This is a genomic window from Frigoribacterium sp. AC759 (assembly GCF_979256015.1).
Genome location: NZ_CEEDMT010000001.1, coordinates 296,696 through 320,963 on the forward strand (window position 1 = coordinate 296,696; position 24,268 = coordinate 320,963).

General features: G+C 71.6%; 18 protein-coding genes and 1 riboswitch. Of the genes, 12 read left to right on the forward strand and 6 right to left on the reverse strand.

Annotated features, from left to right (window positions below):
- Positions 1-141 precede the first annotated feature (141 nt).
- Complete coding sequence (locus tag ACZ6JE_RS01380) at positions 142-693, reverse strand: YceI family protein (protein WP_243215189.1); 552 nt, start codon at positions 691-693, stop codon at positions 142-144.
- A gap of 179 nt (positions 694-872) precedes the next feature.
- Positions 873-1,877 carry an aldo/keto reductase family protein gene (locus ACZ6JE_RS01385; protein ID WP_464317998.1) on the reverse strand — a complete coding sequence of 335 codons (1,005 nt, stop codon included), beginning with the start codon at positions 1,875-1,877 and terminating at the stop codon, positions 873-875.
- A 285-nt stretch (positions 1,878-2,162) separates the two neighbouring features.
- Between ACZ6JE_RS01385 and ACZ6JE_RS01390 the strand changes: the two genes are divergently transcribed.
- The 6 genes from ACZ6JE_RS01390 to ACZ6JE_RS01415 all read left to right on the forward strand — a co-directional run bounded on the left by ACZ6JE_RS01390 (position 2,163) and on the right by ACZ6JE_RS01415 (position 9,465).
- A complete protein-coding gene (locus tag ACZ6JE_RS01390) occupies positions 2,163-3,677 on the forward strand; it encodes a glycosyltransferase (protein ID WP_464317999.1) in 1,515 nt (504 codons plus the stop codon).
- A complete protein-coding gene (locus ACZ6JE_RS01395) occupies positions 3,674-5,668 on the forward strand; it encodes an ArnT family glycosyltransferase (protein WP_464318000.1) in 1,995 nt (664 codons plus the stop codon). Before ACZ6JE_RS01390 ends, ACZ6JE_RS01395 begins: the two co-directional genes overlap by 4 nt.
- Before the next feature lie 94 nt (positions 5,669-5,762).
- Positions 5,763-6,620, forward strand: a complete 858-nt coding sequence (locus ACZ6JE_RS01400) for a DUF4397 domain-containing protein (protein WP_464318001.1) — start codon at positions 5,763-5,765, stop codon at positions 6,618-6,620.
- A 103-nt stretch (positions 6,621-6,723) separates the two neighbouring features.
- Positions 6,724-7,893, forward strand: a complete 1,170-nt coding sequence (locus ACZ6JE_RS01405; RefSeq protein WP_464318002.1) for a glycosyl hydrolase family 8 — start codon at positions 6,724-6,726, stop codon at positions 7,891-7,893.
- Between the two features lies 1 nt (position 7,894).
- Positions 7,895-8,566: a class F sortase gene (locus tag ACZ6JE_RS01410; RefSeq protein ID WP_192059892.1), complete on the forward strand. Its 672-nt coding sequence runs from the start codon at positions 7,895-7,897 to the stop codon at positions 8,564-8,566.
- Positions 8,567-8,658: 92 nt separating this feature from the next.
- Positions 8,659-9,465, forward strand: coding sequence for a polyprenol monophosphomannose synthase (locus tag ACZ6JE_RS01415; RefSeq protein WP_464318003.1), 807 nt, complete (start codon positions 8,659-8,661; stop codon positions 9,463-9,465).
- 72 nt (positions 9,466-9,537) lie between these two features.
- Here the strand turns inward: ACZ6JE_RS01415 and treZ are convergent, their stop codons facing one another.
- The 3 genes from treZ to glgX form a co-directional block, all read right to left on the reverse strand.
- Positions 9,538-11,295 (reverse strand): malto-oligosyltrehalose trehalohydrolase, encoded by a 1,758-nt coding sequence (treZ, locus tag ACZ6JE_RS01420; protein WP_464318004.1) that lies wholly within the window; start codon positions 11,293-11,295, stop codon positions 9,538-9,540.
- Between the two features lie 152 nt (positions 11,296-11,447).
- Positions 11,448-13,844 carry a malto-oligosyltrehalose synthase gene (gene treY / locus ACZ6JE_RS01425; RefSeq protein ID WP_464318005.1) on the reverse strand — a complete coding sequence of 799 codons (2,397 nt, stop codon included), beginning with the start codon at positions 13,842-13,844 and terminating at the stop codon, positions 11,448-11,450.
- A complete protein-coding gene (gene glgX, locus ACZ6JE_RS01430) occupies positions 13,841-16,039 on the reverse strand; it encodes a glycogen debranching protein GlgX (RefSeq protein WP_192059899.1) in 2,199 nt (732 codons plus the stop codon). The genes treY and glgX overlap by 4 nt, the downstream gene beginning before the upstream one ends.
- A 152-nt stretch (positions 16,040-16,191) precedes the next feature.
- Between glgX and ACZ6JE_RS01435 the strand changes: the two genes are divergently transcribed.
- The gene (locus tag ACZ6JE_RS01435; RefSeq protein ID WP_320478695.1) at positions 16,192-17,151 is read left to right on the forward strand and encodes an NAD-dependent epimerase/dehydratase family protein; all 960 of its coding nucleotides are present in this window, start codon (positions 16,192-16,194) and stop codon (positions 17,149-17,151) included.
- Between the two features lie 52 nt (positions 17,152-17,203).
- On the opposite strand, the gene ACZ6JE_RS01440 is transcribed toward ACZ6JE_RS01435, so the two are convergent.
- Entirely contained in the window at positions 17,204-18,754 is a 1,551-nt protein-coding gene (locus ACZ6JE_RS01440) for a S8 family serine peptidase (RefSeq protein WP_192059904.1), read from the reverse strand.
- Between the two features lie 171 nt (positions 18,755-18,925).
- Positions 18,926-19,036, forward strand: a riboswitch (TPP riboswitch).
- Between ACZ6JE_RS01440 and ACZ6JE_RS01445 the strand changes: the two genes are divergently transcribed.
- The 5 genes from ACZ6JE_RS01445 (at position 19,028) to ACZ6JE_RS01465 (ending at position 24,204) form a co-directional block, all read left to right on the forward strand.
- Entirely contained in the window at positions 19,028-19,666 is a 639-nt protein-coding gene (locus ACZ6JE_RS01445) for an ECF transporter S component (protein ID WP_464318006.1), read from the forward strand. It overlaps the preceding riboswitch by 9 nt.
- 12 nt (positions 19,667-19,678) lie before the next feature.
- A complete protein-coding gene (locus ACZ6JE_RS01450; RefSeq protein WP_464318007.1) occupies positions 19,679-21,163 on the forward strand; it encodes an ABC transporter ATP-binding protein in 1,485 nt (494 codons plus the stop codon).
- Positions 21,160-21,954 (forward strand): energy-coupling factor transporter transmembrane component T family protein, encoded by a 795-nt coding sequence (locus tag ACZ6JE_RS01455; RefSeq protein WP_371740691.1) that lies wholly within the window; start codon positions 21,160-21,162, stop codon positions 21,952-21,954. The genes ACZ6JE_RS01450 and ACZ6JE_RS01455 overlap by 4 nt, the downstream gene beginning before the upstream one ends.
- Positions 21,947-22,498: a nucleoside/nucleotide kinase family protein gene (locus tag ACZ6JE_RS01460; protein ID WP_464318008.1), complete on the forward strand. Its 552-nt coding sequence runs from the start codon at positions 21,947-21,949 to the stop codon at positions 22,496-22,498. The genes ACZ6JE_RS01455 and ACZ6JE_RS01460 overlap by 8 nt, the downstream gene beginning before the upstream one ends.
- 122 nt (positions 22,499-22,620) lie before the next feature.
- A complete protein-coding gene (locus tag ACZ6JE_RS01465; RefSeq protein ID WP_464318009.1) occupies positions 22,621-24,204 on the forward strand; it encodes a glycosyl hydrolase family 28-related protein in 1,584 nt (527 codons plus the stop codon).
- The last annotated feature ends 64 nt before the right edge of the window (positions 24,205-24,268 follow it).

Below are 24,268 nucleotides of genomic sequence, written 5' to 3' on the forward strand. Positions count from 1 at the left end.
GTGCCCCCGCCGCGGAGGCCGGGAACCCGCCGAAGCCCCGGAGGCGCGGGTCGCGGGCCCGCCGGAGCCGAGGAGGCGCGGGTCGCGCACGAAGGGCCCGCATCCGACAGGCGGATGCGGGCCCTCGAGAGGTGCTGCTGCTTACGCGGGGAGCACGAACTGGATCTCGAGCGTGACGGTCACGTCGTTGCCGAGCGTGAAGCCGCCGGCCTCGAGGGCCGCGTTCCAGGTGACGCCGAAGGCGGTGCGGTCGATCTTGGTGGTCGCCGAGAAGCCGAGCTTGGTCTGGCCGTAGCCGTCGACGACGAGGCCGCCGAACTCGCTCTTCAGGGTGACGGGCTTGGTGACGCCACGGAGGGTCAGGTCGCCGTGCACGAGGAACTCGTCGCCGCTCTTCTCCTCGATGCTGGTCGAGACGAAGGTCATCTTGGGGTGCTCCTCGGCCAGGAAGAAGTCGCCGGTCTGCAGGTGACCGTCGCGGTCCTTCTGGTTCGTGTTGACCGACGCGACGTCGATCGAGGCCGTGACCTTGCTCGCGGTGTGGTCCTCGGCGGTGACGAGGGTCGCGTCGAACGACTCGAAGCTGCCCTTGACCTTGCTGATGGCGAGGTGACGGACGCTGAATGAGACCTCGCTGTGCGTGGGGTCGAGGTTCCAGGTGCCGGCGGGGATGGTCTCGGTGGTGATTGCCATGGTGTTCTCCTGTTGGTCTGGGTGACTGATGTGACGGTGTCCGGTGATGTGACGATGTCCGGTGGTGCGATGACGTCTGGGGTTTCGGTGACGTGTCACCGAAGGTCGGTACGAGTATATGCAAGTGCATCCACCCCTGACGAATTCCCGTGACGTCGGGTTTCTCCGCGCAGGGTCGCTCAGGCGGGTCGCTCGTCGGGCGAGACCGTCTTCGACGGGTCTGTCTCGGCGAGGTCGCCGAGCGCCGCGTCGATCGCGGTCATGACCTCGGCGGGCAGCTTCACGCCCGCGGCCTTGACGTTGTCGCCGACCTGCTCGGGTCGCGAGGCGCCGATGATGGCCGACGCCACGTTGTCGTTCTGCAGCACCCAGGCGATGGCGAGCTGGGCCATCGTGAGGCCCAGATCGGCGGCGATCGGCTCGAGCTTCGCGACACCGGTGAGCACCTCGTCGGTGAGGAACCTCTTGATCGAGCTCGCGCCTCCCTTGTCGTCCGTGGCGCGGCTGCCGGCGGGCAGCTCGGCGCCCGGCTTGTACTTGCCGGTGAGCACGCCCTGCGCGACCGGCGACCAGACGATCTGGCCGAGACCGTGCTGCTTGCTGGTGGGCACGACCTCCTGCTCGATGACGCGCCAGAGCATCGAGTACTGCGGCTGGTTCGAGATGAGCTGCACGCCGTACTTGACGGCCAGCTCGTGCCCGGCACGGATCTGGTCCGCGTTCCACTCGCTGACCCCGATGTAGAGCGCCTTGCCCTGGCGGACGACGTCGGCGAACGCCTGCATGGTCTCTTCGAGCGGGGTGTCGGCGTCGTAGCGGTGCGCCTGGTAGAGGTCGACGTAGTCGGTGCCGAGACGACGGAGCGACCCGTCGATCGACTCGAGGATGTGCTTGCGGCTGAGTCCGACGTCGTTGTGACCGCGGGGCCCGGTCGGCCAGTACACCTTCGTGAACATCTCGAGCGACTCGCGACGCTCGCCCTTGAGCGCGTCGCCGAGAACCTGCTCCGCCGCCGTGTTCGCGTACGCGTCGGCGGTGTCGAAGGTCGAGATGCCGGCGTCGAGCGCGGCACGGACGCACTGCGCGGCGACGTCGTTCTCGACCTGCGAGGCGTGGGTCAGCCAGTTGCCGTACGTGATCTCGGAGATCTTGAGGCCGCTGTTTCCTAGGTATCTGAAGTCCATGTCGTCAAACTACGCGCCTCGGGTGGCCGACGGGCTGCCCCCCGACCGGGGGACGTTAACGGGAGATGACGGGAAGCTGGCAATTCCCCGGCAGCCGGGGGATCCGACCAAACCGATTTTCGAGCACCCCCCGAACCGGTGCCATACCCGAGGTGAGAACCCTCGGACGAGGGGCGCCGCCGACTGCCGCCCCGGCGCCGACCCCGAATCGCGCGACCTGCTGAGCATCACGCTGCTCGACGACACCCACGACCAACCCGACCTCTTTTGACAGGAGAGTGACCCGTGTCGACTGACCCGACGCACAATCCCGACCTGCTGGCAGCCGGTGAGCCCGCCCCGCTGCTGACCCCGCAGGCGCCGGCCTCGCCCGAGACGTTCGTCCCCAACCGAGGAGGCGCGGCGACGGCCGGCGAAGGACTCGCCGGCTTCCAGCTCCCCGACTGGTCCGCCCTCGAGTGGATCGGCTACTCGTCGCTCGTCGTCATCTCGCTGCTGCTCACCGCGGTGGCCGTCTCGACGCTCTGGTGGATGCTGCACGCGTGGCGCTCGAAGGACAACCTCGAGGGCAGCCAGTTCAGCGAGGACCCTCTCGACGCCGCTCACTCCTTCACCTTGCTGGTGCCGGGTCGGCACGAGGAGGAGGTCATGGGCCAGACCCTCGACCGACTCGCCCTGCAGGACCACCCGGACTTCGAGATCATCGCGATCGTCGGTCACGACGATCCCGGCACCGAGCGCGTCGCCCGCGAGGCCGCCGCGCGCCACCCCGAGCTGATCCGCGTGATCGTCGACTCGAGCGTGCCGAAGAACAAGCCGAAGGCCCTCAACCTCGCGCTGCAGTCGTCGCGGGGCGAGATCGTCGGAGTGTTCGACGCCGAGGACGAGGTCCACCCGCGCCTCCTGACGCTCGTCGACTCGCGTTTCACCGAGACCGACGCCGATGTGGTGCAGGGCGGCGTGCAGCTGATGAACTTCCAGAGCAGCTGGTGGAGTCTCCGCAACGTGCTCGAGTACTACTTCTGGTTCCGGTCGCGTCTGCACTTCCACGCCAAGGAGAAGTTCATCCCCCTCGGCGGCAACACGGTCTTCGTGCGCAAGGAGTGGCTCGACTGGTCGGAGGGCTGGGACGCCGAGTGCCTCGCCGAGGACTGCGAGCTCGGGGTCCGACTCTCGAGCGCCGGTGCGAAGGTCGTCGTGGCCTACAGCCCCGAGGTCGTCACCCGCGAGGAGACCCCCGGCACCTTCGTGTCTCTGCTCAAGCAGCGCACCCGCTGGAACCAGGGCTTCATGCAGGTCTACGGCAAGGGCGAATGGAAGAAGCTCCCCCGACTCCGTCAGCGTCTGATGGCCCGCTACCTGCTCACCATGCCCTTCATCCAGGCGGCCACCGGGCTGATGATCCCGATCTCGGTCGCGCTGATCCTCACGGTCAAGGTCCCGACGGCGATCGCGCTGGTCTCGTTCATCCCCCTGGCGCCGACACTCGTGCTGCTGGCCGTCGAGTTCACGGGTCTCCGCGAATTCGGTCGCACCTACGGGCAGAAGGTCCGGGCGCGCGACTACTTCCGACTCGTCTGGGGTCTGCTGCCTTACCAGATCTTCCTGGCCCTGGCCGCCGTCCGGTCCGTCTGGCGACAGGTCCGAAAGCTGAACGCCTGGGAGAAGACGGAGCACACGGGCGCCCACCGACCTGCCGCCGTGCCCGCCCCGCTCGGGCACGCCGCCCCGACCCCGACGACCGACGCGGCGGGCCGTTCGACCGACGACCTCGCCCTGACCGGAGGTGGTGACCGATGACCAGCATCCTCGACCGACCAGCCGACACGACCGTCGCACCGGACGCACCGATCCGGCCGCGTCCGGCCGAAGCGGATCGCGCCCCCCGGGTGTCGTGGCTCCGACGTCACGGCGCCTCCCTGCTCTGGCTCCTGCCCGTCCTCGCCGTCGCCGCCGTCGTGCAGAGCCTCAACATGGCCGGCTCGCCGCAGCGGATCGACGACGAGGGCACCTACGTCGCCCAGGCCTGGGCCGTGCAGAACCTCGGCGAACTCGCCCATTACACCTACTGGTACGACCACCCGCCCGTGGGCTGGCTGCAGATCTCGGCGTACACGGCCCTGACCGGCGCGTTCTCGCGCTACAGCATCGCCGTCCTGGCGGGCCGCGAGGCCATGGTGTTCTTCACCGTCGTCGCGGTCGCCCTGCTCTGGGTGCTGGCCCGCAGGATCGGGCTGAGCCGCGTGGCCGCCTCGGTCGCCGCCCTCGTGTTCGCCGTCTCCCCCCTCGCCGTGCAGTTCCACCGCACCGTGTACCTCGACAACGTCGCGACCCCGTGGCTCCTCGCCGCCTTCCTGTTCGCCCTGAGCAGGCGGCACCAGCTGGCCGGCTACGCGGCGGCCTCCGCGTCGTTCGGCATCGCCGTCCTGTCGAAGGAGACGTACCTGCTGGCCCTGCCGTTCCTGGCCTGGGTCATGATCCGGGGAGCCGACCGCTCGACGCGTCGGTACACACTGTCCATCGCCTCGGCGCTGCTCGTGCTGATCGGCCTCTCGTACATCGCGCTCGCCGGGGTCAAGGGCGAGCTGCTGCCGGGCGCCGGGCGCGTCAGTCTGCTCGAGGGGATCACGTTCCAGCTCGGCACCCGCGAGTCGAGCGGCTCGATCCTCGACACGGGCAGCCTCTTCTTCGCCACCGTGTCGCAGTGGTGGCAGCTCGACATGGTCGTGATCGTGCTGGGCGCGGCGGCCTCGGTCGTCGGCGTCTTCCTGACGAGGGTCCGGCCGATCGCCGTGATGATGGTCTTCCTCATCGCGTTCATGTTCCGCCCGGGCGGCTATCTGCCCGTCCCCTACGTGATCATGATGCTGCCGTTCGCGGCGCTGCTGATCGCGGCGGTCTCTGACTCGGCCGTGCGCTCGCTCCGCGCCCGACGCGAGAGCCGGCTCGGCTCGGCGGCCGGCCGCTCCGGCGCCGTCGTCTGGGTCGCCGTGACCGCGGTGGCCGCCGTCGCCATCGTTCCGCTCTGGACGACGCAGCTCCGTGGGTTCTTCCTCGCCGACCTCGACGCCCCGATGCGCGACGCGCAGGGATGGATCTCGGACAACGTGCCGAAGGACAGCCGACTGCTCGTGGACGACGCGATGTGGGTCGATCTCGTCGACGACGGATTCGCTCGGGACAACGTCATCTGGTTCTACAAGCTGGACACCGACGGCGCCGTCCGGGCGCAGTCGCCGAACGGCTGGCGCGACAGCGACTTCATCGTCACGACCGAGTCCGTCCGCACCTCGGGCGGCTCCTCGGAGGGCATCCGTCAGGCCCTCGACAACTCGACCGTTGTCGCGTCGTTCGGCAGCGGCGACCAGGAGGTCGACGTGCGTCGCATCGACACCGACGGCGCCGCCCAGGCCGCGACCGACGCCGACGCCGACGCGGCGGCCCGATCGCAGGTCGGTCGCGAACTCGCCCAGAACCCGTCGCTGCAGGTGTCCGACGTGTTCCGCCAGGCGCTCTCCGACGGCCGCGTCGACCCGAGGGCGATGATCGTCCTGGGTCAGCTCGCCGCGGCCGACCCGATCAGCGTCGCCGACCCCGCCTCGCTGCCGGGCGAGTCGGAGGGGCTCTTCCGACAGCTGGAGATCATCCCCGCCGACGGTCGGTCGGTCGACGATCTGGCCGCAGTGGTCGACGGACTCGGATCGACCTACGCGCCCGTCGGCGCCGTCCCGACCGACGACGGCCTGCTCGCCACCTGGTCCGCCCTCCCGCCGAGCGGCCTGCTCGGCTGATCCGCACGGCGGTGCGTGGTCGATCGGACGCGCACCGCCCCTCCTCCCGCCGGCTCCTCCTCGAGCCGGATCCCGACCGGAAAGGAACCACCTCATGGCACCCGCCATCAGCACCATCCGAACCCCCGCCTCCTCCCGCCGCCGACTCACCGCCGCTCTCGCCCTGGGCGTCGCCGCAACCGCCGCCGTGGCCGCCTCGGTGGTGGGCGTCTCGCCCGCCCAGGCCGCCGAGGGCGACGGCTGGGTCCGTGTCGGCCACCTGTCGCCCGACACCAAGTCGGTCGACGTCACCCTCACCTCGATCAAGGGCGGTCAGGTCGTCATGGACCTCGACGACGTCACCTACGGTCAGGTCAGCCCCTACGAGGCGCTGCCCGCGGGCACGTACGTCGTCTCGATGACCGCCGCCGACGCACCGGGCGCCGAACCGGTGATCAGCACCAACGTCACCGTCGAGAGCGGGCAGCCGATCACCGCGCTGGCGTACGGCGAGAACGACGACCTCCGGACCGAGGTCTTCACGGACGACCTCACCGCCCCCGCGCCCGGCGAGGCGAAGCTCCGCCTCGTGCAGGCGGCGAACGTCACCGACACCGTCGACGTGGCGACCAGCACCGGCACCACGATCGCCAGCGACGCCCCCTTCGGCAGCGCCAGCGGGTACGCCAGCGTCGACGCCGGCCCGTGGACGCTCGACCTGACGGGCGACGACGTCGAGGGTTCGGCCGACGTCGACCTCGCCGCAGGCAGCGTCAACACGCTGTTCGTGCTGGACAACTCGACGGGTGGACTGACCGTCGTACCCGTCGTCGACAGCGCGTCGACCGCCGAGACCCCGCAAGGGGGCGTGCAGACCGGAGGCGGCTACCTCGCCGAGCACCCCGCCGACGAGGCCTCCATCGAGACGCGGGGCTTCTGGGCGTCCGTGCTCGGCTTCCTCCGCATCGGCTGACGCCGCGGCGGAGCGAATGGACGGACGAGGAGGCGCGGCTCGGCGCCGCCGGGCACCGCGCCTCCTCGACCGGCACGACGATGACAGCTCAGTGAGGAACGACATGACGAAGAAGACGAGACTGCTGCTCGCAGCGGCGGTCGTGGTGGCAGTGACCGTCACGGCCGGGATCGCCTCATTCGTCGTCGGCCCGTTCGGCGGTTCGCCGGACGAGGCGGGCGGACGGACGGGCGCGACCAGCGACCCCGGCATCACCCCCACCTCGGCACCCGAGCGGACGCCCGACCAGATCGGCGAGGCGTTCCTCGACGACTGGGTCGACTCCGACGGGCGCGTCGTCCGCCGCGACCAGGGCGACGACACCGTCAGCGAAGGCCAGGCGTACGGTCTCCTCGTGGCGGTCGGCGTCGACGACGAGAAGGCCTTCGACACCATCTGGGAGTGGACCACCGACAACCTCGTGCGCGACGACGGTCTGCTCGCCTGGCAGTGGGCGGACGGCGCCGTGGTCGACGACGGCCCGGCGAGCGACGCCGACGTGGACGCCGCTCGGGCGCTCGTGCTCGCCGGCGACGCCTTCGACCGCCCCGATCTGACCGCGGCGGGCGTCGAGCTCGGCGGCGTCGTGCTCGACACGATGACCGCGTCGACCGACGTCGGGCGGATCCTCCTCCCCGGGTTGTGGGCTCAGGGCGATGCGCCGTGGTCGTACAACCCCTCGTACGCCTCGCCCGCGACCTTCCAGGAGCTCGGCGCCGCCAGCGGCGACCCGCGCTGGGACGAGCTCGCGGCCGGCTCGCGCGCCGTGACGACGGAGATCCTCGACTCGACCGCGCTGCCCAGCAACTGGGCGCAGGTCGCACAGGACGGCACGGTCGTGCCCCTGCCGAGCGCCGACGGATCGAGCGGCACCGTCGAGTACGGCTACGACGCCGCCCGCCTGCCCCTGCGGTACGCCGAGTCGTGCGACCCGGCCGATGTGGCCCTCGCCGCGCGTCTGGCGCCGGTGCTCCAGCGCTACGACGAGCTGCCCATGCAGCTCGACCTGGGGGGCCAGTCGACCGGAGCCGACAAGAGCCCGTTGGCCTACGCGGCCCGGGCAGCCGCCGAGGCCGCAGCCGGCGACCGGCAGACGGCGGCCGACGACCTGCGTCGCGCCGACGAGGTCGCCACCTCGACCCCCACCTACTACGGCACGGCCTGGTCGGCGCTCGCAGCCCTGCAGCTCGACGGCACGTCGATCGGTGAGTGCTCGCCTCTGGAGGAGGACTGACATGAACCCCACCACCTGGCTCCGCGAGCACACGAAGGCCGCCGTCGCGATCGGCGTCGCCGTCGCGCTGGCCGTCGGGGGCGTGACCGTCGCGGCCGTCGCGGCGCAGCCAGACGGCGCATCGTCGACATCGACCGGCACCGAGGAGGCGCGGGGCGGCTCGACCCCGTCCGTCTCGACCGAGGGGTTCCAGGACCCGGCGGCCCAGACGTACACCGCGCCTCCTGCGGGCGCCGAGCCCGTTCGGGTGCGGATCCCGTCGATCGGCGTGGACTCGGGGCTCGAGGATCTCGGTCTCGGGGCCGCCGGCGAACTGGACGCTCCCGAGGCGTGGATGTCGGCCGGCTGGTACGAGGACGGCGTCGTGCCCGGGGGAGTAGGCCCCGCGATCATCGCCGGTCACGTCGACTCGTCGACCGGGCCCGCGGTGTTCGTCGATCTGCCCGAGCTCGAGCCCGGCGACGAGGTGCTCGTGACCCTGTCGACCGGCGAGGTCCACACCTTCTCGGTGACCGGCAGCGAGACGGCCCCGAAGGCGAACTTCCCGACCTCGGACGTCTACGGGAGCACGCCCACCCCGACACTGCGGCTCATCACCTGCGACGGACGATTCGACTCGTCGACCGGGCACTACGAGGACAACCTGATCGTCTTCGCCGACCTGGTCTCGTGACCGGCTCGAACCCATCCGAACCCGACCCGACCCGACCCGACCTGACCCGACCCGACCCGACCCGACCCGACCCGAACGGGAGTAGACCCACCATGAACGACGCGCTCGTGATCATCCCCACCTACGACGAGAAGGACAACCTCGACTGGATCGTCGGCCGCACGCTCGACTCCGGTGCCGCGGTGGACGTCCTGGTCGTCGACGACGGCTCGCCCGACGGCACCGGCGAGCTGGCCGACGCCTACGCCGCCCGCGACTCCCGTGTGCATGTGCTGAACCGCACCGAGAAGGCCGGCCTCGGCGCCGCCTACCTCGCCGGCTTCGCCTGGGGTCTCGAACGCGGCTACGACGCGCTCGTCGAGATGGACGCCGACGGCTCGCATCACCCCGAGCACCTCCCCGGCATGCTCGAGCTGCTGCGCGACAACGACCTCGTGCTCGGCTCACGCTGGGTGCCCGGCGGCCGCGTCGAGAACTGGCCGATGCGCCGCGAGCTGCTCAGCCGCGGCGGCAGCTGGTACACCCGGGGCGCCCTCGGCATCCGCGTCGCCGACACGACCGGAGGGTTCCGGGTGTTCCGCTCGTCGGCTCTGCGCCGCATCGACCTCGACGAGGTGGAGTCACGCGGCTACTGCTTCCAGGTCGACCTGCTCTGGCGTGCCCTGCAGGCTGGTCTCCGGGTCGTCGAGACGCCGATCACGTTCACCGAACGCGTCCACGGCGCCTCGAAGATGAGCGGCTCGATCGTCAGGGAGTCCCTGACCAAGGTGACCCTGTGGGGCCTCCGTCGCCGGTCGCTCGCGCTCGTCGAGCTGATCGTGCGGCACCGCCGCCTGCCGAGCGTCCGTGCGACGTCGCACCGCGTCGGACCCTCGAGCGGCGGCGTGTCGACGCGCTAGCGACCGACGGCGGACGGCGCACGCGCGCCCGGGCCGGTCGGGCCCGGGCGCGCGTCATCGAGGGCTCCGGCGTCAGCGGACGATCGCCACCGAGTGCGCCGGCAGCAGCAGACTGGACCCGGGCTCGATCGACGCGTCGCTGGCGAAGAGGACGGTGCTGCTCGGCACGGCGACCCGCGCCTCCTCGGCGGCGAAGTTGATCGCGATGCGGAGCTCGCCGCGCGTGAGCACGAGCCAGCGGGCGTCGGCGTCGTAGTCGACCGAGACGGAGTCGAAGCGGGGGTCGGTCAGGTCGGGCTCGCTGCGCCGCAGGGCGCCGAGACGACGGTAGGCGTCGAGCAGCACGGCGTGGCGACCCGACTCGAGCTCGGACCAGTCGAGCTTGCTGTTCTCGAACGTCGACGGCTCCTGCGGATCGGGCACGGACGATTCGTCCCAGCCCATCTTCGCGAACTCGGCGATGCGGCCCTTCGCCGTCGCCTCGCCGAGATCGTGCTCGGGGTGCGAGGTGAAGAACTGCCACGGGGTGGACGCCGCCCATTCCTCGCCCATGAAGAGCATCGGCGTGTACGGGCCCGCGAGGGTCAGGGCCGCCGCGATGACGAGCTGACCGTCGTCGAGGGTGGCGGCGAGACGGTCGCCGATCGCCCGGTTACCGATCTGGTCGTGGTTCTGGTTCGCGACGACGAGGCGCCAGGTCGGCATGTGGTCGGTGTCGACCGGCTGTCCGTGCGTCGCCTCGCGGAACGACGACCAGGTGCCGTCGTGGAAGAACCCCTTCGTCAGCACCTTCGCGAGCGCGCCGAGCGGCTCGAAGTCGGCGTAGTAGCCGGTGGTCTCGCCGGTCAGTGCGACGTGGACGGCGTGGTGGAAGTCGTCGCTCCACTGCGCGTCGAGGCCGTAGCCCTGACGGTGCTCGGGGCCGAAGCCGCCGCCGTCGCGGGGGGTGATGAGGGTCGGGTCGTTGAGGTCGCTCTCGGCGATCAGCGACAGCGGGCGACGCAGGTGCGCGCTGAGGGCGGCCGTCCGCTCGGCCAGCTCTTGCAGCAGGTGCAGCTCGCTGTCGTCCTTCAGGGCGTGCACGGCGTCGAGCCGCAGACCGTCGACGTGGTAGTCGCTCAGCCACATCGCCGTGTTGTCGAGGATGAACTCGCGCACCTCGTGCGCACCGTCGTCGTCGAGGTTGACGTTGTCGCCCCAGGTGTTGGCGTGCTTGCTCGACAGGTACGGGCCGAAGAGCGGCAGGTAGTTGCCCGAGGGGCCGAGGTGGTTGTACACGACGTCCTGGATGACGCCGAGGCCGGCGGCGTGCGCGGCGTCGACGAAGCGCTGGTACGCCTCGGGCCCGCCGTAGTTGTCGGTGACCGTGAACCAGTCGACGCCGTCGTAGCCCCAGTTCCAGCGGCCGTTGACCCCGTTGACCGGCAGCAGCTCGACGAGGTCGACGCCGAGGTCGACGAGGTACGGCAGCTTTCCGATGGCCGAATCGAGGGTGCCCTCGGGGGTGAAGGTGCCGATGTGCAGCTCGTAGATTACGGATCCGGCCAGCTGACGGCCGGTCCACGCGGCGTCGGTCCAGGCGAAGGCGCCGGGGTCGTAGGTCTCGCTGAGACCGTGCACGCCGTCGGGCTGACGGCGCGAGCGGGGGTCGGGCAGGGGGGTGTCGCCCCCGTCGAGCACGAACCCGTAGCGGTGACCGGGCGCGCGGTCGAGATCGGGGGAGGCGCGCCACCAGCCGGTCTCGGGCTCGTGCGTCAGCGGCAGCAGCTCCCCGTCGAGGTGCAGCTGCACGGTGGTCGCTTTCGGGGCCCAGACGTCGTAGACGCTCATCGGTCTCCTCGGGTCGGTGTCGGTGTCGGGTCGGTGTTCGGCTGCGGTCGGTGAGTCGCGACATGCCGCCCACCTCGGGAGGTGAGCGGCATGTCGTGACTCCTCGACCAGGGGAGACGGTAGTCGGACGCGGAGCGGCGCGGACGGGCGGGTCAGTCCTCTGCGGGGATCAGCAGGGCGACGGGGTACATGTCGAGCACCTCGGCCAGTCGCAGGCGACCGCCCTCGTGACGGCGACCCGTGAGGACGTCGCGATACGCGCCTCCTGCGGTCAGGACCTCGGTGTCGTCCCAGCCGCCGGCCTGCTCGAGGGAGACGGGGAGGCGCGTGGCGATCGCGATCGCGCCCCCGCGATCGACGGCGACGGCCGAGACGGCCTGCTCGCCGAACACCGGCAGCGCGGCGTAGCGGGTGAACAGGTCGGGGCGGTCGCGACGCAGCGTCAGGGCGCGATGCGTGACGAGCAGCTTCGCCGCGCCCGTGTCGTCGACCGGGGGAGTCGCGCCCGAGCGGATCGCCTCGAGGTAGAGACGACGCAGATCGAAGTCGACCGGGCGACGGTTGTCGGGGTCGACGAGCGAGAAGTCCCACAGCTCGCCGCCCTGATAGACGTCGGGGCTGCCCGGACCGATCAGCTGCATCAGCGTGACGCCGAGCGAGTTGCTGTACCCGGGGCCGCGGAGGACGTCGACGATGCGCTCGACCTCGTGCCGCACCTCCTCGTCGTCGAAGACGGCGTCGACGGCCGAATGCATGCGCTCTTCGAAGGCCTCGGCCTCACCGGTGCGGTCGGTCCAGGTGGTCGACGAACCGGCCTCGCGGGAGGCCTTCTCGGCGTAGGCGTGCAGGCGCTCGCGCGACGCGGGCCACGAACCGACGACCGTCTGCCAGAGGATGTTCTCGAACGGCCCGTCGCCCATCGGCGCGAGGTCGCGGAGGCGCTGGAGGGTGGCGGCCCACTCGTGCGCGACCTCGGAGAGCACCGAGATGCGCGCCCGCACGTCCGCGCTCCGCTTCGTGTCGTGCGTCGACAGGGTCGTCATGCCGAAGGGGCGCTCGGCGAGGCGGCCCTGCTGGCGGGCGTGGAACTGCGCCGGAGTCACCGAGAACTCGCTGGGGTCGGCGCCCACCTCGGTCAGCGTCGCCAGGCGGCTGTAGCGGTAGAACGCGGTGTCTTCGACGCCCTTCGCCATCACCATGCCGCTGGTCTGCTGGAACCGCACCGACGCGGGGCTCGTCTCGTCGCGCAGCACGGCGACGACCCGCTCGACGGCATCGGCGAGCTCGGGGCGGTGACGCGTCGCGACGGACGCGGCCTCGGTCAGCTGCTCGGAGCCCTGCGGGAGGTAGCTGCGGTAGACGGGGAACGCCGCGGCCAGCTCGGCCAGGGCGTCGACGACCTCGGGGTCGACGGCGCCGCCGCCCGCGATCAGTCGCGCGAGGCGGTTGATCTCGCTGCCGAGGATGCCGTCGGCGATGCCGCGCTTGGTGCCGAGGATCATCTCGTGCCAGTCGACCGCCTCGTCGCCGGTCGACTCGTCGGCACCGGCCGCGCGCTCGTCGGCGTCGACGCCGGTCGCACGGCGGAGGCGCGAGTCGAGCCCGTCGAGCGCCGCGGCGCCGCTCGGGTCGACGAACAGCCGGTCGAGGTCGGCGAGGGTGTCGTACCCGGTGGTGCCCGCGGTGGCCCAGTCTTCGGGGAGGCGCTCGTCGCCTTCGAGGATCTTCTCGACGAGCACGTGGGCACGACCCGTGAGGGCGGCCAGGCGGTCGAGGTAGCCCTTGGGGTCGGCCAGGCCGTCGGGGTGGTCGACCCGGAGGCCGTCGACGAGCCCGTCACGGAACCACCGCCCGATCTCGACGTGCGACTCGTCGAAGACGCGCCCCTCTTCGACCCGGATGCCGGCGAGCGTGTTCACCGCGAAGAAGCGCCGGTAGTTGAGGTCGGAGTCGGCGCGCTTCCAGTGCACGAGCTCGTAGTTCTGCCGCGCGTGGATGGCCGCAGCGTCGTCGCCGTCGCCTCGCGTGCCCGGGGCGATCGGGTACACGTTGTCGTAGTAGTGCAGCTCGTCGCCCTCGACGGCGAGGCCCTCGATCGACCCGTCGGCCGCCGCGGGCTCGCCGAGCACCGGCAGCAGCACCTTGTCGCCACCGGCCGCCCAGTCGACGTCGAACGCGTCGGCGTAGCGGGACTCGCGGCCGTGGGTGAGGAGGTCCCACCACCAGACGCTGGACTTCGGCGTCGCGACGCCGACGTGGTTCGGGACGATGTCGACGAGCACGCCGAGGCCGTGCACGTGCGCACGGTCGGAGAGCGTGTGCAGACCCACCTCGCCGCCTCGCGCGGGGTCGACCCGGCTGTGGTCGACGACGTCGTAGCCGTGGTCGCTGCCCGGCTCGGCCTCGAGCACGGGCGACAGGTAGACCCAGTCGGCCCCGAGGTCGCGGAGGTAGGGGACGACGTCGGCCGCGGCGAACAGATCGAAGGAGGCGCGGATCTGCAGGCGGTACGTCGAACGCGGGTGTCGGGTCGAGTCGTTTCGGGTCACTGGTCTTCCTCGGCCGTGGCTCGGAGGACGACGAGCGAGCGACCCACCACGGGGAGTCGGTCGCCGGCTCGCAGAGCGGTGGGCGTCTGCGGTGTCGAGGGGGGCTGGACGGTGGTGGCGGCGCGGGTGGCCGTCGGCGTGCGGGGTGCGGCGTTCGCCGGCGGCGGCGGCACGTCGACGGTGCTGTCGACGACGACCTCCCAGCCCTCGGCGTACTCGTCGGGCGGCAGCACGAAGGTGACCGTGTCGGCGCTGGCGTTGAAGTAGAGGACGAAGTTGACGTCGGTGATGCGACCGCCGCGGGCGTCACGCCCGCGGATGCCGTCGCCGTTCAGGAACATGCCGATCGCCTTGGCGTACGACTCGTTCCACTCGCCCTCCTGCATGGCGTCGCCCTCGGTGGTCAGCCAGACGATGTCGGGCAGGGGCTCGCCCTCGCCGCGGGTGACCGGTCGGCCGTTGAAGTAGCGCTGGCGACGGAACGTCGGGTGGTCGTGCCGCAGCTTGATGACCTCGGCGACGAACTCGATCAGATCGCGGTCGGCGCTGTCCCAGTCGATCCAGCTGAGCTCGTTGTCCTGCGCGTAGGTGTTGTTGTTGCCCTTCTGCGTGCGACCGAGCTCGTCGCCGTGCAGCAGCATCGGGACGCCCTGGCTGAGCAGCAGGGTGGCCAGGAAGCTGCGCTGGCGCTGCTCGCGGAGCGCGCGGACGGCACCGTCGTCCGTCTCGCCCTCGACGCCCGAGTTCCAGGAGCGGTTGTGGCTCTCGCCGTCGTTGCCGTCTTCGCCGTTGGCGTCGTTCTGCTTGTCGTTGTAGCTGACCAGGTCGCGCATCGTGAAGCCGTCGTGGGCGGTGACGAAGTTGATGCTCGCCACCGGGCGGCGGCCGTCGCGCTCGTACAGGTCGGCCGAGCCGGTGATCCGGCTGGCGAACTCGCCGAGGGTCGAGGGCTCGCCTCGCCAGAAGTCGCGGACGGTGTCGCGGTACTTGCCGTTCCACTCCGTCCACTGGGGCGGGAAGTTGCCCACCTGGTACCCGCCGGGGCCGACGTCCCACGGCTCGGCAATCAGCTTCACCTGCGACACGATCGGATCCTGCTGCACGAGCTCGAAGAAGGTCGACAGCCGGTCGACCTCGTAGAACTCGCGGGCCAGCGACGCGGCGAGGTCGAAGCGGAAGCCGTCGACGTGCATCTCGGTGACCCAGTACCGCAGGCTGTCCATGATCAGCTGCAGCGAGTGCGGGTGACGGACGTTCAGGCTGTTGCCGGTGCCCGTGTAGTCCATGTAGTAGGTCTTGTCGTCGTCCATCAGCCGGTAGTACGCGGCGTTGTCGATGCCCTTGAACGACAGGGTCGGCCCGAGGTGGTTGCCCTCGGCCGTGTGGTTGTACACGACGTCGATGATGACCTCGATGCCGGCCTGGTGCAGCACCCGCACCATGGTCTTGAACTCCTGCACCTGCTGACCGATGTCGCCCGTGGCCGAGTACGCGGCGTGCGGGGCGAAGAAGCCGATGGTGTTGTAGCCCCAGTAGTTGCTGAGGCCCTTCTCGAGCAGCGTGTTGTCTTGCACGAACTGGTGCACGGGCATCAGCTCGAGCGTCGTGATGCCGAGCTTCTTGAGGTGGTCGATGATCGCCGGGTGCGCGACGCCGGCGTAGGTGCCCCGCTCGTCCTCCGGGATGTCGGGGTGGGTCTGGGTGAGCCCCTTGACGTGAGCCTCGTAGATCACCGTCTCGTCGTAGCTGTACCGCGGGGCGCGGTCGCCCTGCCAGTCGAAGAACGGGTTGATCACGACGCCGAGCATCATGTGCGGGCCCGAGTCCTTGTCGTTGCGCGAGTCGGGGTCGCCGAAGTCGTACGCGAAGAGCGCTTCGTCCCAGTCGATCTCGCCGCAGGTCGCCTTGGCGTACGGGTCGAGCAGCAGCTTGTTCGGGTTCGCGCGAGAGCCCGAGGCGGGGTCGTACTCGCCGTGCACGCGGTAGCCGTAGCGCTGGCCGGGCTGCACCGTGGGCAGATAACCGTGCCAGACGTACGCGTCGACCTCTCGCAGATCGACCTGCGTCTCGACCCCGGCGTCGTCGAACAGGCAGAGGACCACACGCGTGGCGGCCTCGCTGAAGATCGCGAAATTCGTTCCGCTGCCGTCGTAGGTCGCGCCGAGTGGGTAGGGATTGCCGGGCCAGGTATGCATCGAACCTCCGATTGGGACTCGCTCAGCCTACGGGCGAACGGGGAGGGCGTCCGGCGCCGTGCGACGCGTACGGTGGCGACCATGTCGAACATCGTCGTTCCCACCCGCCCGACCCGCGCCTCCTCGGCCATCGCCCCGACGGGAGGGCGCTCGTGAAGATCGTCGTGCTCGGCGCCACCGGCCACGTCGGCGGCTACCTCGTCCCCCGGCTGGTGGCGACCGGTCACGAGGTGGTCGCGGTCAGTCGTGGCACGTCCGAGCCGTACCGCGCGCACGCCGCCTGGGCCTCCGTCGAACGGGTCGCGCTCGACCGCGACGCCGCCGAGGCCGACGGCACGTTCGGTGCGCAGGTGGCTGCGCTCGAGGCCGACGTCGTCGTCGACATGATCTGCTTCACCGTCGACAGCGCCACGCATCTGCTCGACGCGCTGCGCGGGACGGGCACCGCACTGGTCAGCTGCGGAACGATCTGGGTGCACGGCCCGGCGGTCGAGGTGCCCATCACCGAGGAGGCGCGTCGGACGCCGTCCGGCGAGTACGGCACGCAGAAGGCCGCCATCGAGGAGCTGCTGCTGCGCGAGTCGCGGCGACCCGGCGGCGTGCAGTCGACGGTGCTGCACCCGGGCCACATCACCGGACCGGGCTGGCCCATGATCAACCCGCAGGGCAACCTCGACCTCGGCGTGTGGGAGGCGCTCGCCGCGGGCCGCGAGGTCGTGCTGCCCGACCAGGGGTCCGCGACCGTGCACCACGTGCACGCCGACGACGTCGCACAGGCCTTCCAGCTCGCGGTCGACCGGTTCGGCCAGGCGGCCGGCGAGGCGTTCCACGTCGTGTCGGAGCGCGCCGTCTCGCTCCGCGGCCTCGCCGAGGCCGTCGCGCGCGAGTACGGGCAGGAGGCGCGGCTCCGGTTCGTCCCGTTCGACGAGTTCCGCACGCTGGTCTCGGACGAGGCGGGCGATGCCTCGTGGCAGCACGCGTGGCGCAGCCACTCGATGAGCATCGAGAAGGCGCGTCGGCTGCTCGGCTACGCGCCGCGGTACACGACCGTCGAGGCCGTGGTCGAGGGGCTCGAGTGGCTGGCGGCCGACGGGCGGCTCACGCTGCGCTGAACGCGGTCGCGCCCGCACCCCTGTCGAGGTGCGGGCGCGAACGGGCGGGGTGTCAGCGCCTGGTCACCGCCGCGAGAGCGTCGACGACGCCCTCGCCGAAGTAGCCGTTGTCGGCGACCGTGCCGGTGCAGGCTGCGACGCCGGCGGGGCAGGCCGTGTCGGTGGCCTGCTTCTCGAGCAGGCGCGTCAGCTCGGCGCCTTGGGCCTTCGGGTGCGTGGACTTCAGCAGGGCGAGCACGCCGGCGACGTGCGGCGAGGCCATCGAGGTGCCGGACTTCGTGCCGTAGCCGCCGTCGAGCACGGTCGAGAGGATCGCCGAACCCGGGGCGGCGACGTCGATGACGCCCTCGCCGTAGTTCGAGAAGCTCGACTTCGCGCCCGCCGAGGTGGTCGACGACACGGTCACGACGCCGTCGAGCTCGGTCGGGATGTCTTCGCAGCCGGCGTCGATCTGCCGCACGACGGGGGTCGTGTCGTTCGGGCTGGCGTCGTCGACGGTCTTGTTCGCGAGGTCGATCGACGAGTTGCCGGCGGCGGCGACGTTCACGACGCCCTTCTTGTCCTGCGTGTACTGCACGGCCCGGTCGACGCTCGTCTTGACGGCGAGCTGGTCGACGTCGGAGTCGCACCAGAACTGCCACGGGTCGACGTAGTAGCTGTTGTTGGTGATGGACGCGCCGGTCGAGGCGGCGTACATGAAGCCGCAGATCGCCGCCTCGGGGTAGATGAACCCGTCGTCGCTGACGACCTTGACGGCCGAGATGCGCACACCGGGGGCGACGCCGACGATGCCGACGCCGTTGCGGGCGGCGGCGATCGTGCCGGCCACGTGCGTGCCGTGATCGCTCGTCGTGGGCTGCCAGGCGTCGTACGACCGGTCGGGCGTGCCGGCGAGGCAGCCGGCCGAGGCGCGGGTGTCGATGTTCGGCTGCAGGTCGGGGTGGTCTCCCTCGATGCCCGAGTCGAGCACGGCGACGAGCACCTTCCGGCTGCCGTCGGTGATCTGGTGCGCCTGGTCTGCCTTGATCGCCTTGTTGTCCCACTGCTGGGCCTCGAGCGGGTCGGCGACGACGGTGGTCTGCGCTTCGAGTCGCCGCTCGGGCGAGGCGGCGTCGGCGCGACCGGGCTTCCCGGGCTTGCCCGGCTTGCCGTGCCCCGGTCCGTGGCCGGTGCCGGGGGGCGTGACGCCCACCCCGAAGGTCGGGTCGGTGGCCGTGACGGGTGCCGTGCGGGTCGCCCCGACCGAGTCGACGCCGCGCGTGGCCCGCAGGGACGCGGCGAAGTTCGTGTTGTCGGACTGCGCCACGATCACGCCGATCTCGTCGTACGCGGCGATCACCGCGCCTCCGGCCGTTCCGACGGCCCTCTCGATCTTGTCGACCTGACCGCGGTTCGCCTTCTCGACGTTGACGGTGTAGTTCATCAGCGGCCCGGCGACGACCGGGAGCGTCGGCGTGACCGGCTTGCCGACCGGCGCGGACGCAGGAGGCGCGGCGAACGCGACCCCGGAGCCGACGGCGGTGAGACCGAGGGCGAGCGAGGCGGTGAGACAGGTGGCGAGCACGCGACGGCGTGCGCTGCGGGGGTTCTTCGGGAAGGACATCGGACTCCTCGTCGGGCGCCGGCGGGTCGGCGCACCTTTGATAGGGAAATCTAAGGTTCCCGGCGGCGTCGCGCAGCGGGCACTTCGCGGGACCGGCGTTGTCCCCCATCCGGGGCACGGAGGCCGAGGAGGTGCGGCGCACCCGGGTGCGCCCGCCCGCGCTATGCTCATCGCACAACACACGGGAGTCCGGTGAGCCGGGCTGAGAGGAAGCGAACCACGCTTCGACCGTCGAACCTGATCCGGATCATGCCGGCGCAGGGAGGAGATCACATGTCTGTCCGCACGTCCACCACCGGTCGCGAGGCCGCCACCGCGACGAAGGCCCCGGCGAGGCGCTGGCGCGTCGTCGACATCGTCGTCGCCAGCGTCATCGGCGTCGCCTCGGGAGTCGTCTTCTGGGCCTGGGGCGTCGCCTACTACGGCACCGACGTGCTGCTGACCTTCTCGGGCGGGTTCCAGGGCATCTTCAACGGGATGTGGCTGTTCGCCGGGGTGCTCGGCGGCATCATCATCCGCAAGCCCGGCGCCGCCGTCTACACCGAGGTGGTCGCCGCGGTCGTGTCGATGCTGATCGGCACGCAGTGGGGGTTCTCGGTGCTGATCTGGGGCATCGTCCAGGGGCTCGCCGCCGAGATCGTGCTCGCGCTGTTCCTCTACAAGTCGTGGCGCCTCGGGGTGGTGCTGCTCGCCGGCACGGTCGCCGGTCTCGCCGTCGGCCTGATGGACATCACGTTCTCGTCGACCGCCGCGGCGCTCGCACCCGAGCGGCAGTTCGTCTACGTCGCCTCGTCGATCGTGTCGGGTCTCGTCATCGCCGGGTTCCTCTCGTGGCTCGCCGCTCGAGGGCTCGCCCGCAGCGGCGCCCTGAACCGCTTCGCCTCCGGTCGGACGACCGAGACCCTGGTCTAGCGGGGCGCGGGCGTGGCGTCGGTGCCCGCACCGGGCGGGGCCCGCGTGACGGCCCGCGGGTGGGGCTGGCGGCACGCGGGACGGCGCGCCCGCGCGGTCTCGGGCCTCGACCTCGACATCGAGCCCGGTGAGAAGGTGCTGCTGCTCGGAGCCTCGGGTGCCGGCAAGTCGACGCTGCTCGCCGGTCTGGCCGGCGTGCTGGGCGGCGACGAGGACGGCGACGCCGAGGGCGAGCTGCTCGTCGACGGGCGGCCGCCCGCCTCGCAGCGCGGGCGCGTCGGACTCGTGCTGCAGGACCCGGACTCGCAGGTGGTGCTCGCCCGCGTGGGCGACGACGTGGCCTTCGGCTGCGAGAACCTCGCCGTGCCGCGCGACGAGATCTGGCGCCGGGTGCACGAGTCGCTCGACGCCGTCGGGCTCGACCTGCCGCTCGCCGCCTCGACCTCCGAGCTCAGCGGCGGTCAGAAGCAGCGTCTGGCGCTCGCCGGCGCGTTGGCGATGCGACCCGGGCTGCTCCTCCTCGACGAGCCCACCGCGAACCTCGACCCGGTCGGCGTCGTCGAGGTGCGCGACGCCGTGGCCCGGGTCGCCGAGGCGACCGAGGCCACGCTGGTCGTGGTCGAGCACCGCGTCTCGGTGTGGCTGCCCGTCGTCGATCGCGTCGTCGTGCTCGCCGCCGACGGGGGAGTGCTCGCCGACGGCCGACCCGACGAGGTCCTCCGGGCGCAGCGCGACACGCTGACCGCCGCGGGCGTCTGGGTGCCCGGGGTCGACGTCCCGACGCCCCCGCGGAGACGGGCGACCGGTGACATGCTGCTCGAGGCGCACGGACTCGCCGTCGGTCGGCGCGGCCCGCGCGGTGCGGCGGTGTCCTCCGACATCGGTCTGTCGGTCGTCTCCGGCCGAGCGCTGGCCGTGACGGGGCCGAACGGCGCCGGCAAGTCGACGTTCGCCCTCACCGTGGCGGGTCTCCTGCCGCCGGTGGCCGGTCGGCTCGTCGCGTCGTCGGCCCTGGCGGGCGACGCCGGGCCGTCGCCCGTGCGATGGCGACCGCGCCAGCTGCTGACCCGCATCGGCACGGTCTTCCAGGACCCCGAGCACCAGTTCCTCTCGACGACGCTGCGCCGCGAACTGGCCGTGGGGCCGCGGGCGCTGGGCGTCCCCGCCGCCGAGATCGACCGCCGGGTCGACGCGCTGCTCGAGCGTCTGCGCCTCGACCACCTCGCCGCCGCGAACCCGTTCACGCTCTCCGGCGGGGAGAAGCGCCGACTGTCCGTCGCGACGATCCTGGCCTCGCGGCCGTCGGTGCTCGTGCTCGACGAGCCCACCTTCGGTCAGGACGCCCGCACCTGGCGCGAGCTCGTGGCGTTCCTCGCCGAGCTCCTCGACGACGGCCGGGCGGTCGTGACGGTGACGCATGACGCCGATCTCGTGGCGGCCCTGGCCGACGACGTCCTCGACCTGCCGGCCGGCTCGGCGACCGGAGGGGCGTCGTGAGCATCCTGACCACCATCGAGACCACCGGCGTCGTGGGCCGCGTCAACCCGGTCGCGAAGCTGCTGGCCGCCCTCGTCATCGCGGTCGTGCTGCTGCTCTCGATCGACTGGGTCTCGGCGGGGACGGCGCTCGCCCTCGAGCTGATGCTCCTGCCCTGGGCGGGGCTGACGGCCCGGCAGCTCGCCGTCCGCACCTTCCCGCTCTGGATCGCCGCCCCCTCCTCGGTGCTGGTGACCGCGGTCTACGGTCGTGACGGAGGCGCCGTCCTGATCGACTGGTGGGTGGTGTCGGTCACCGAGGGGTCGCTCTCCCTGGCGGCCGCGATCGGCCTCCGCATCCTCGCCGTCGGCATCCCGGGCATCGTCCTCCTCGCGACCACCGACCCCACCGACCTGGCCGACGGTCTCGGCCAGGTGCTCCGCCTCCCGGCCCGGTTCGTGCTGGGCGCGCTCGCCGGTCTCCGTCTCGTGGGGCTGTTCATGGACGACTGGCGTCAGCTGGCTCTGGCCCGCCGCGCGCGCGGCGTCGCCGACTCGGGCGGTCCGATCGGGGCCCTCCGGCGGTTCGGTCAGCAGGCCTTCGCCCTGCTCGTGCTGTCGGTCCGCCGCGGCAGCAAGCTCGCGACCGCGATGGAGGCCAAGGGCTTCGGCTCGGACGAGCCCCGCACCTGGGCCCGCCCGTCGGTGTTCGCCGGGCGCGACGTCGTGCTCGTCGGTCTCGGCGTCGCCGTGGCCGCGATCGCCGTGACGGCCGCCGTCGCCGCCTCGACCTGGTCGTTCGTCCTTGCCTGACCGCGTCGACGCCGTGATGGAGCGCATCCTGCAGCACACCGAGGAGGCGCGGGTCGCCGACCAGCCCGCCGTCGTCCTGATCGACGGCCGCTCCGGTTCGGGCAAGACGACCCTGTCACGCCGCCTGTGCGCTGCCTGGCCCGCACACCGCCGTCCCGTCCGCCTCGTCCATCTCGACGACGTCTACCCGGGCTGGCACGGACTCGAGGCGGCGTCGGAGGCCGTGCCGACGACGATCCTGCGGGGGACGCCCCGCGGCTGGCGGCGATGGGACTGGCAGCTGGACCGACCGGGGGAGTGGGCGGCCCTGGACCCGGCCGTCTCGGTGATCGTGGAGGGTGCGGGGTCGGTGACCCGCGCCTCCTCGGCTCTGGCGACGACGCGGGTCTGGCTCGAGCTCGATCGCGACGAGCGACGACGCCGGGCGCTCGCACGCGACGGAGCCGCCTACGAGCCGTGGTGGGACGTCTGGGCCGAGCAGGAGGAGCGGCATCTGGCCCGGCATGCGCCTCGGACGCTCGCCGACATCGTCGTCGACGCGTAGGCGCACGCGAAGGCGCGGGCGCGGTCGGCCCGGAGCGGTCGACCTGGCGCGATCCGCTCACACGCGTTAGCCTTTCGGAGGCCAGTGCATGAATGCCCTGGTCTCATGAGAGTGGGTGACATGTGAGTACTTCGGATTCCGGTGGACGATACGGCAGTCGACGACTGTTCCTCGCCGCGGGCGCGACCGCCGCGGCGGCGGCGCTCGTCCTCGACGGCGGGGGAGCGGCACCCGCCGTCGCAGCCGGCCCGACCGACGTCGACGACCCGCATGTCGCGGTCGACGTGAAGCGGATCGGGGCGCGCGGCGACGGGCGGACGAACGACACCGTGGCGTTCCAGCAGGCCCTCGATCTCGCCGCCAAGGTGCGCGGTCGCGTCGTGGTGCCGGCCGGCGCGTATCTGATCGACTCCGTCTCGGTGCCGATGCTCGTCAAGATCCAGGGGCTGGGCGCCGACATCAGCCGGTACGGGTCGGGGACGAGCGGTGGCGTGAACCTGCGCCATCTGCCCACGTCGACCGCGCCGATGGTCGTGGTGACGGGCCCGGGTACGACCCTCGAGGGGCTGACCCTGCAGGGCAACGGATCGGACGCGCCGCTGCTTCGGGTCGACAACGGGTTCGAGTCGCGCTTCGACCGGGTGCACCTCGCCAACGTGGCGGGCACGGCTCTGCTCGCCCAGCGGGTCAACAACGCGTTCTGGTCGGACGTCTTCCTCAACAACTGCGGCACCGAGACCAATGCCGCGATGGTGGTCAGGTCGCCGCCGGCCGAGATGAGCCTGACGAACTCGAACACGCTCACCTGCGTCGACCTGACCATCGAAGGCAGTCCGGGGCCCGCGCTCGACCTCGGCTGGGGCGGGTCGGGCGAGCACTTCGTCGAGTTCGTGCGACTGGTCGCCCCGCACATCGAGGCGCTGCAGACCGGATCCGCGCCGGAGGCGGTGATCCGGGTGGGGAACGTCCGTCACGTCGAGCTCGTCAGCCCGTTCCTCTACGGCGGCGGCGGGCCCCTGATCGAGCATCGGCGGCAGCGTCCGCGCGGTGTCGTGCTCGAAGGGGGGATCCGCGTGATGGGCGGGGCGCTGCTCGGCGTCGACCCGGCGAAGGCGACGGCGAACGACCACCTCGTTCGCCTGACGGACGGCGACGACTTCGCCCTGATCGGCACGCGGCTCGGACGCTTCACCGGGGCGGCCGTCGCCGTCGGGGCCGATTACGGCGCGAACGTGATGATCGATCCGACCACGCGCATCCAGCTGTCGAAGGGGGCGTCGCCGGTGCGTGACGAGCGACCCGCTCGGGCGCTGCCCGTCTGGGGTTGGCCCGGCGGCGTCACGGCGGCGGCGGACGTCGAGGTCGGCCGCCATCTGCTCGCGGGGCGCGCGACCGCGCCGACGGCTCAGCCGCTGCCGGCGGCCGCGCTCGGTGCGGCGCCGATCGTCGCGGCGGGCGGCGATTCGGCGGGTTCCGTGCGCTACACGCCCGGGGCGGCCGCGAAGGCTGGGCCCCAGGTGCGACTGAGGTTCGCCGCACCGTTCGCCACCCCGCCGACGGTCGTGCTGACGGCGCAGTCGGCCGCCGCCGCAGCGAGCCGACCCTACGTCTCGGTCACGAAGGACCACGTCGAGATCTGCGTCGTCGAGCCGCTGCCGGCTGCTCAGCGCGGAGAGGTCGCGTTCGGGTATCAGGTGGTGGGCTGACGGCGGCCGTCCACCGGCCCGGCCCCGCCTCGGGCGGTCAGGCCCCGCCTCGGGCGGTCAGGCC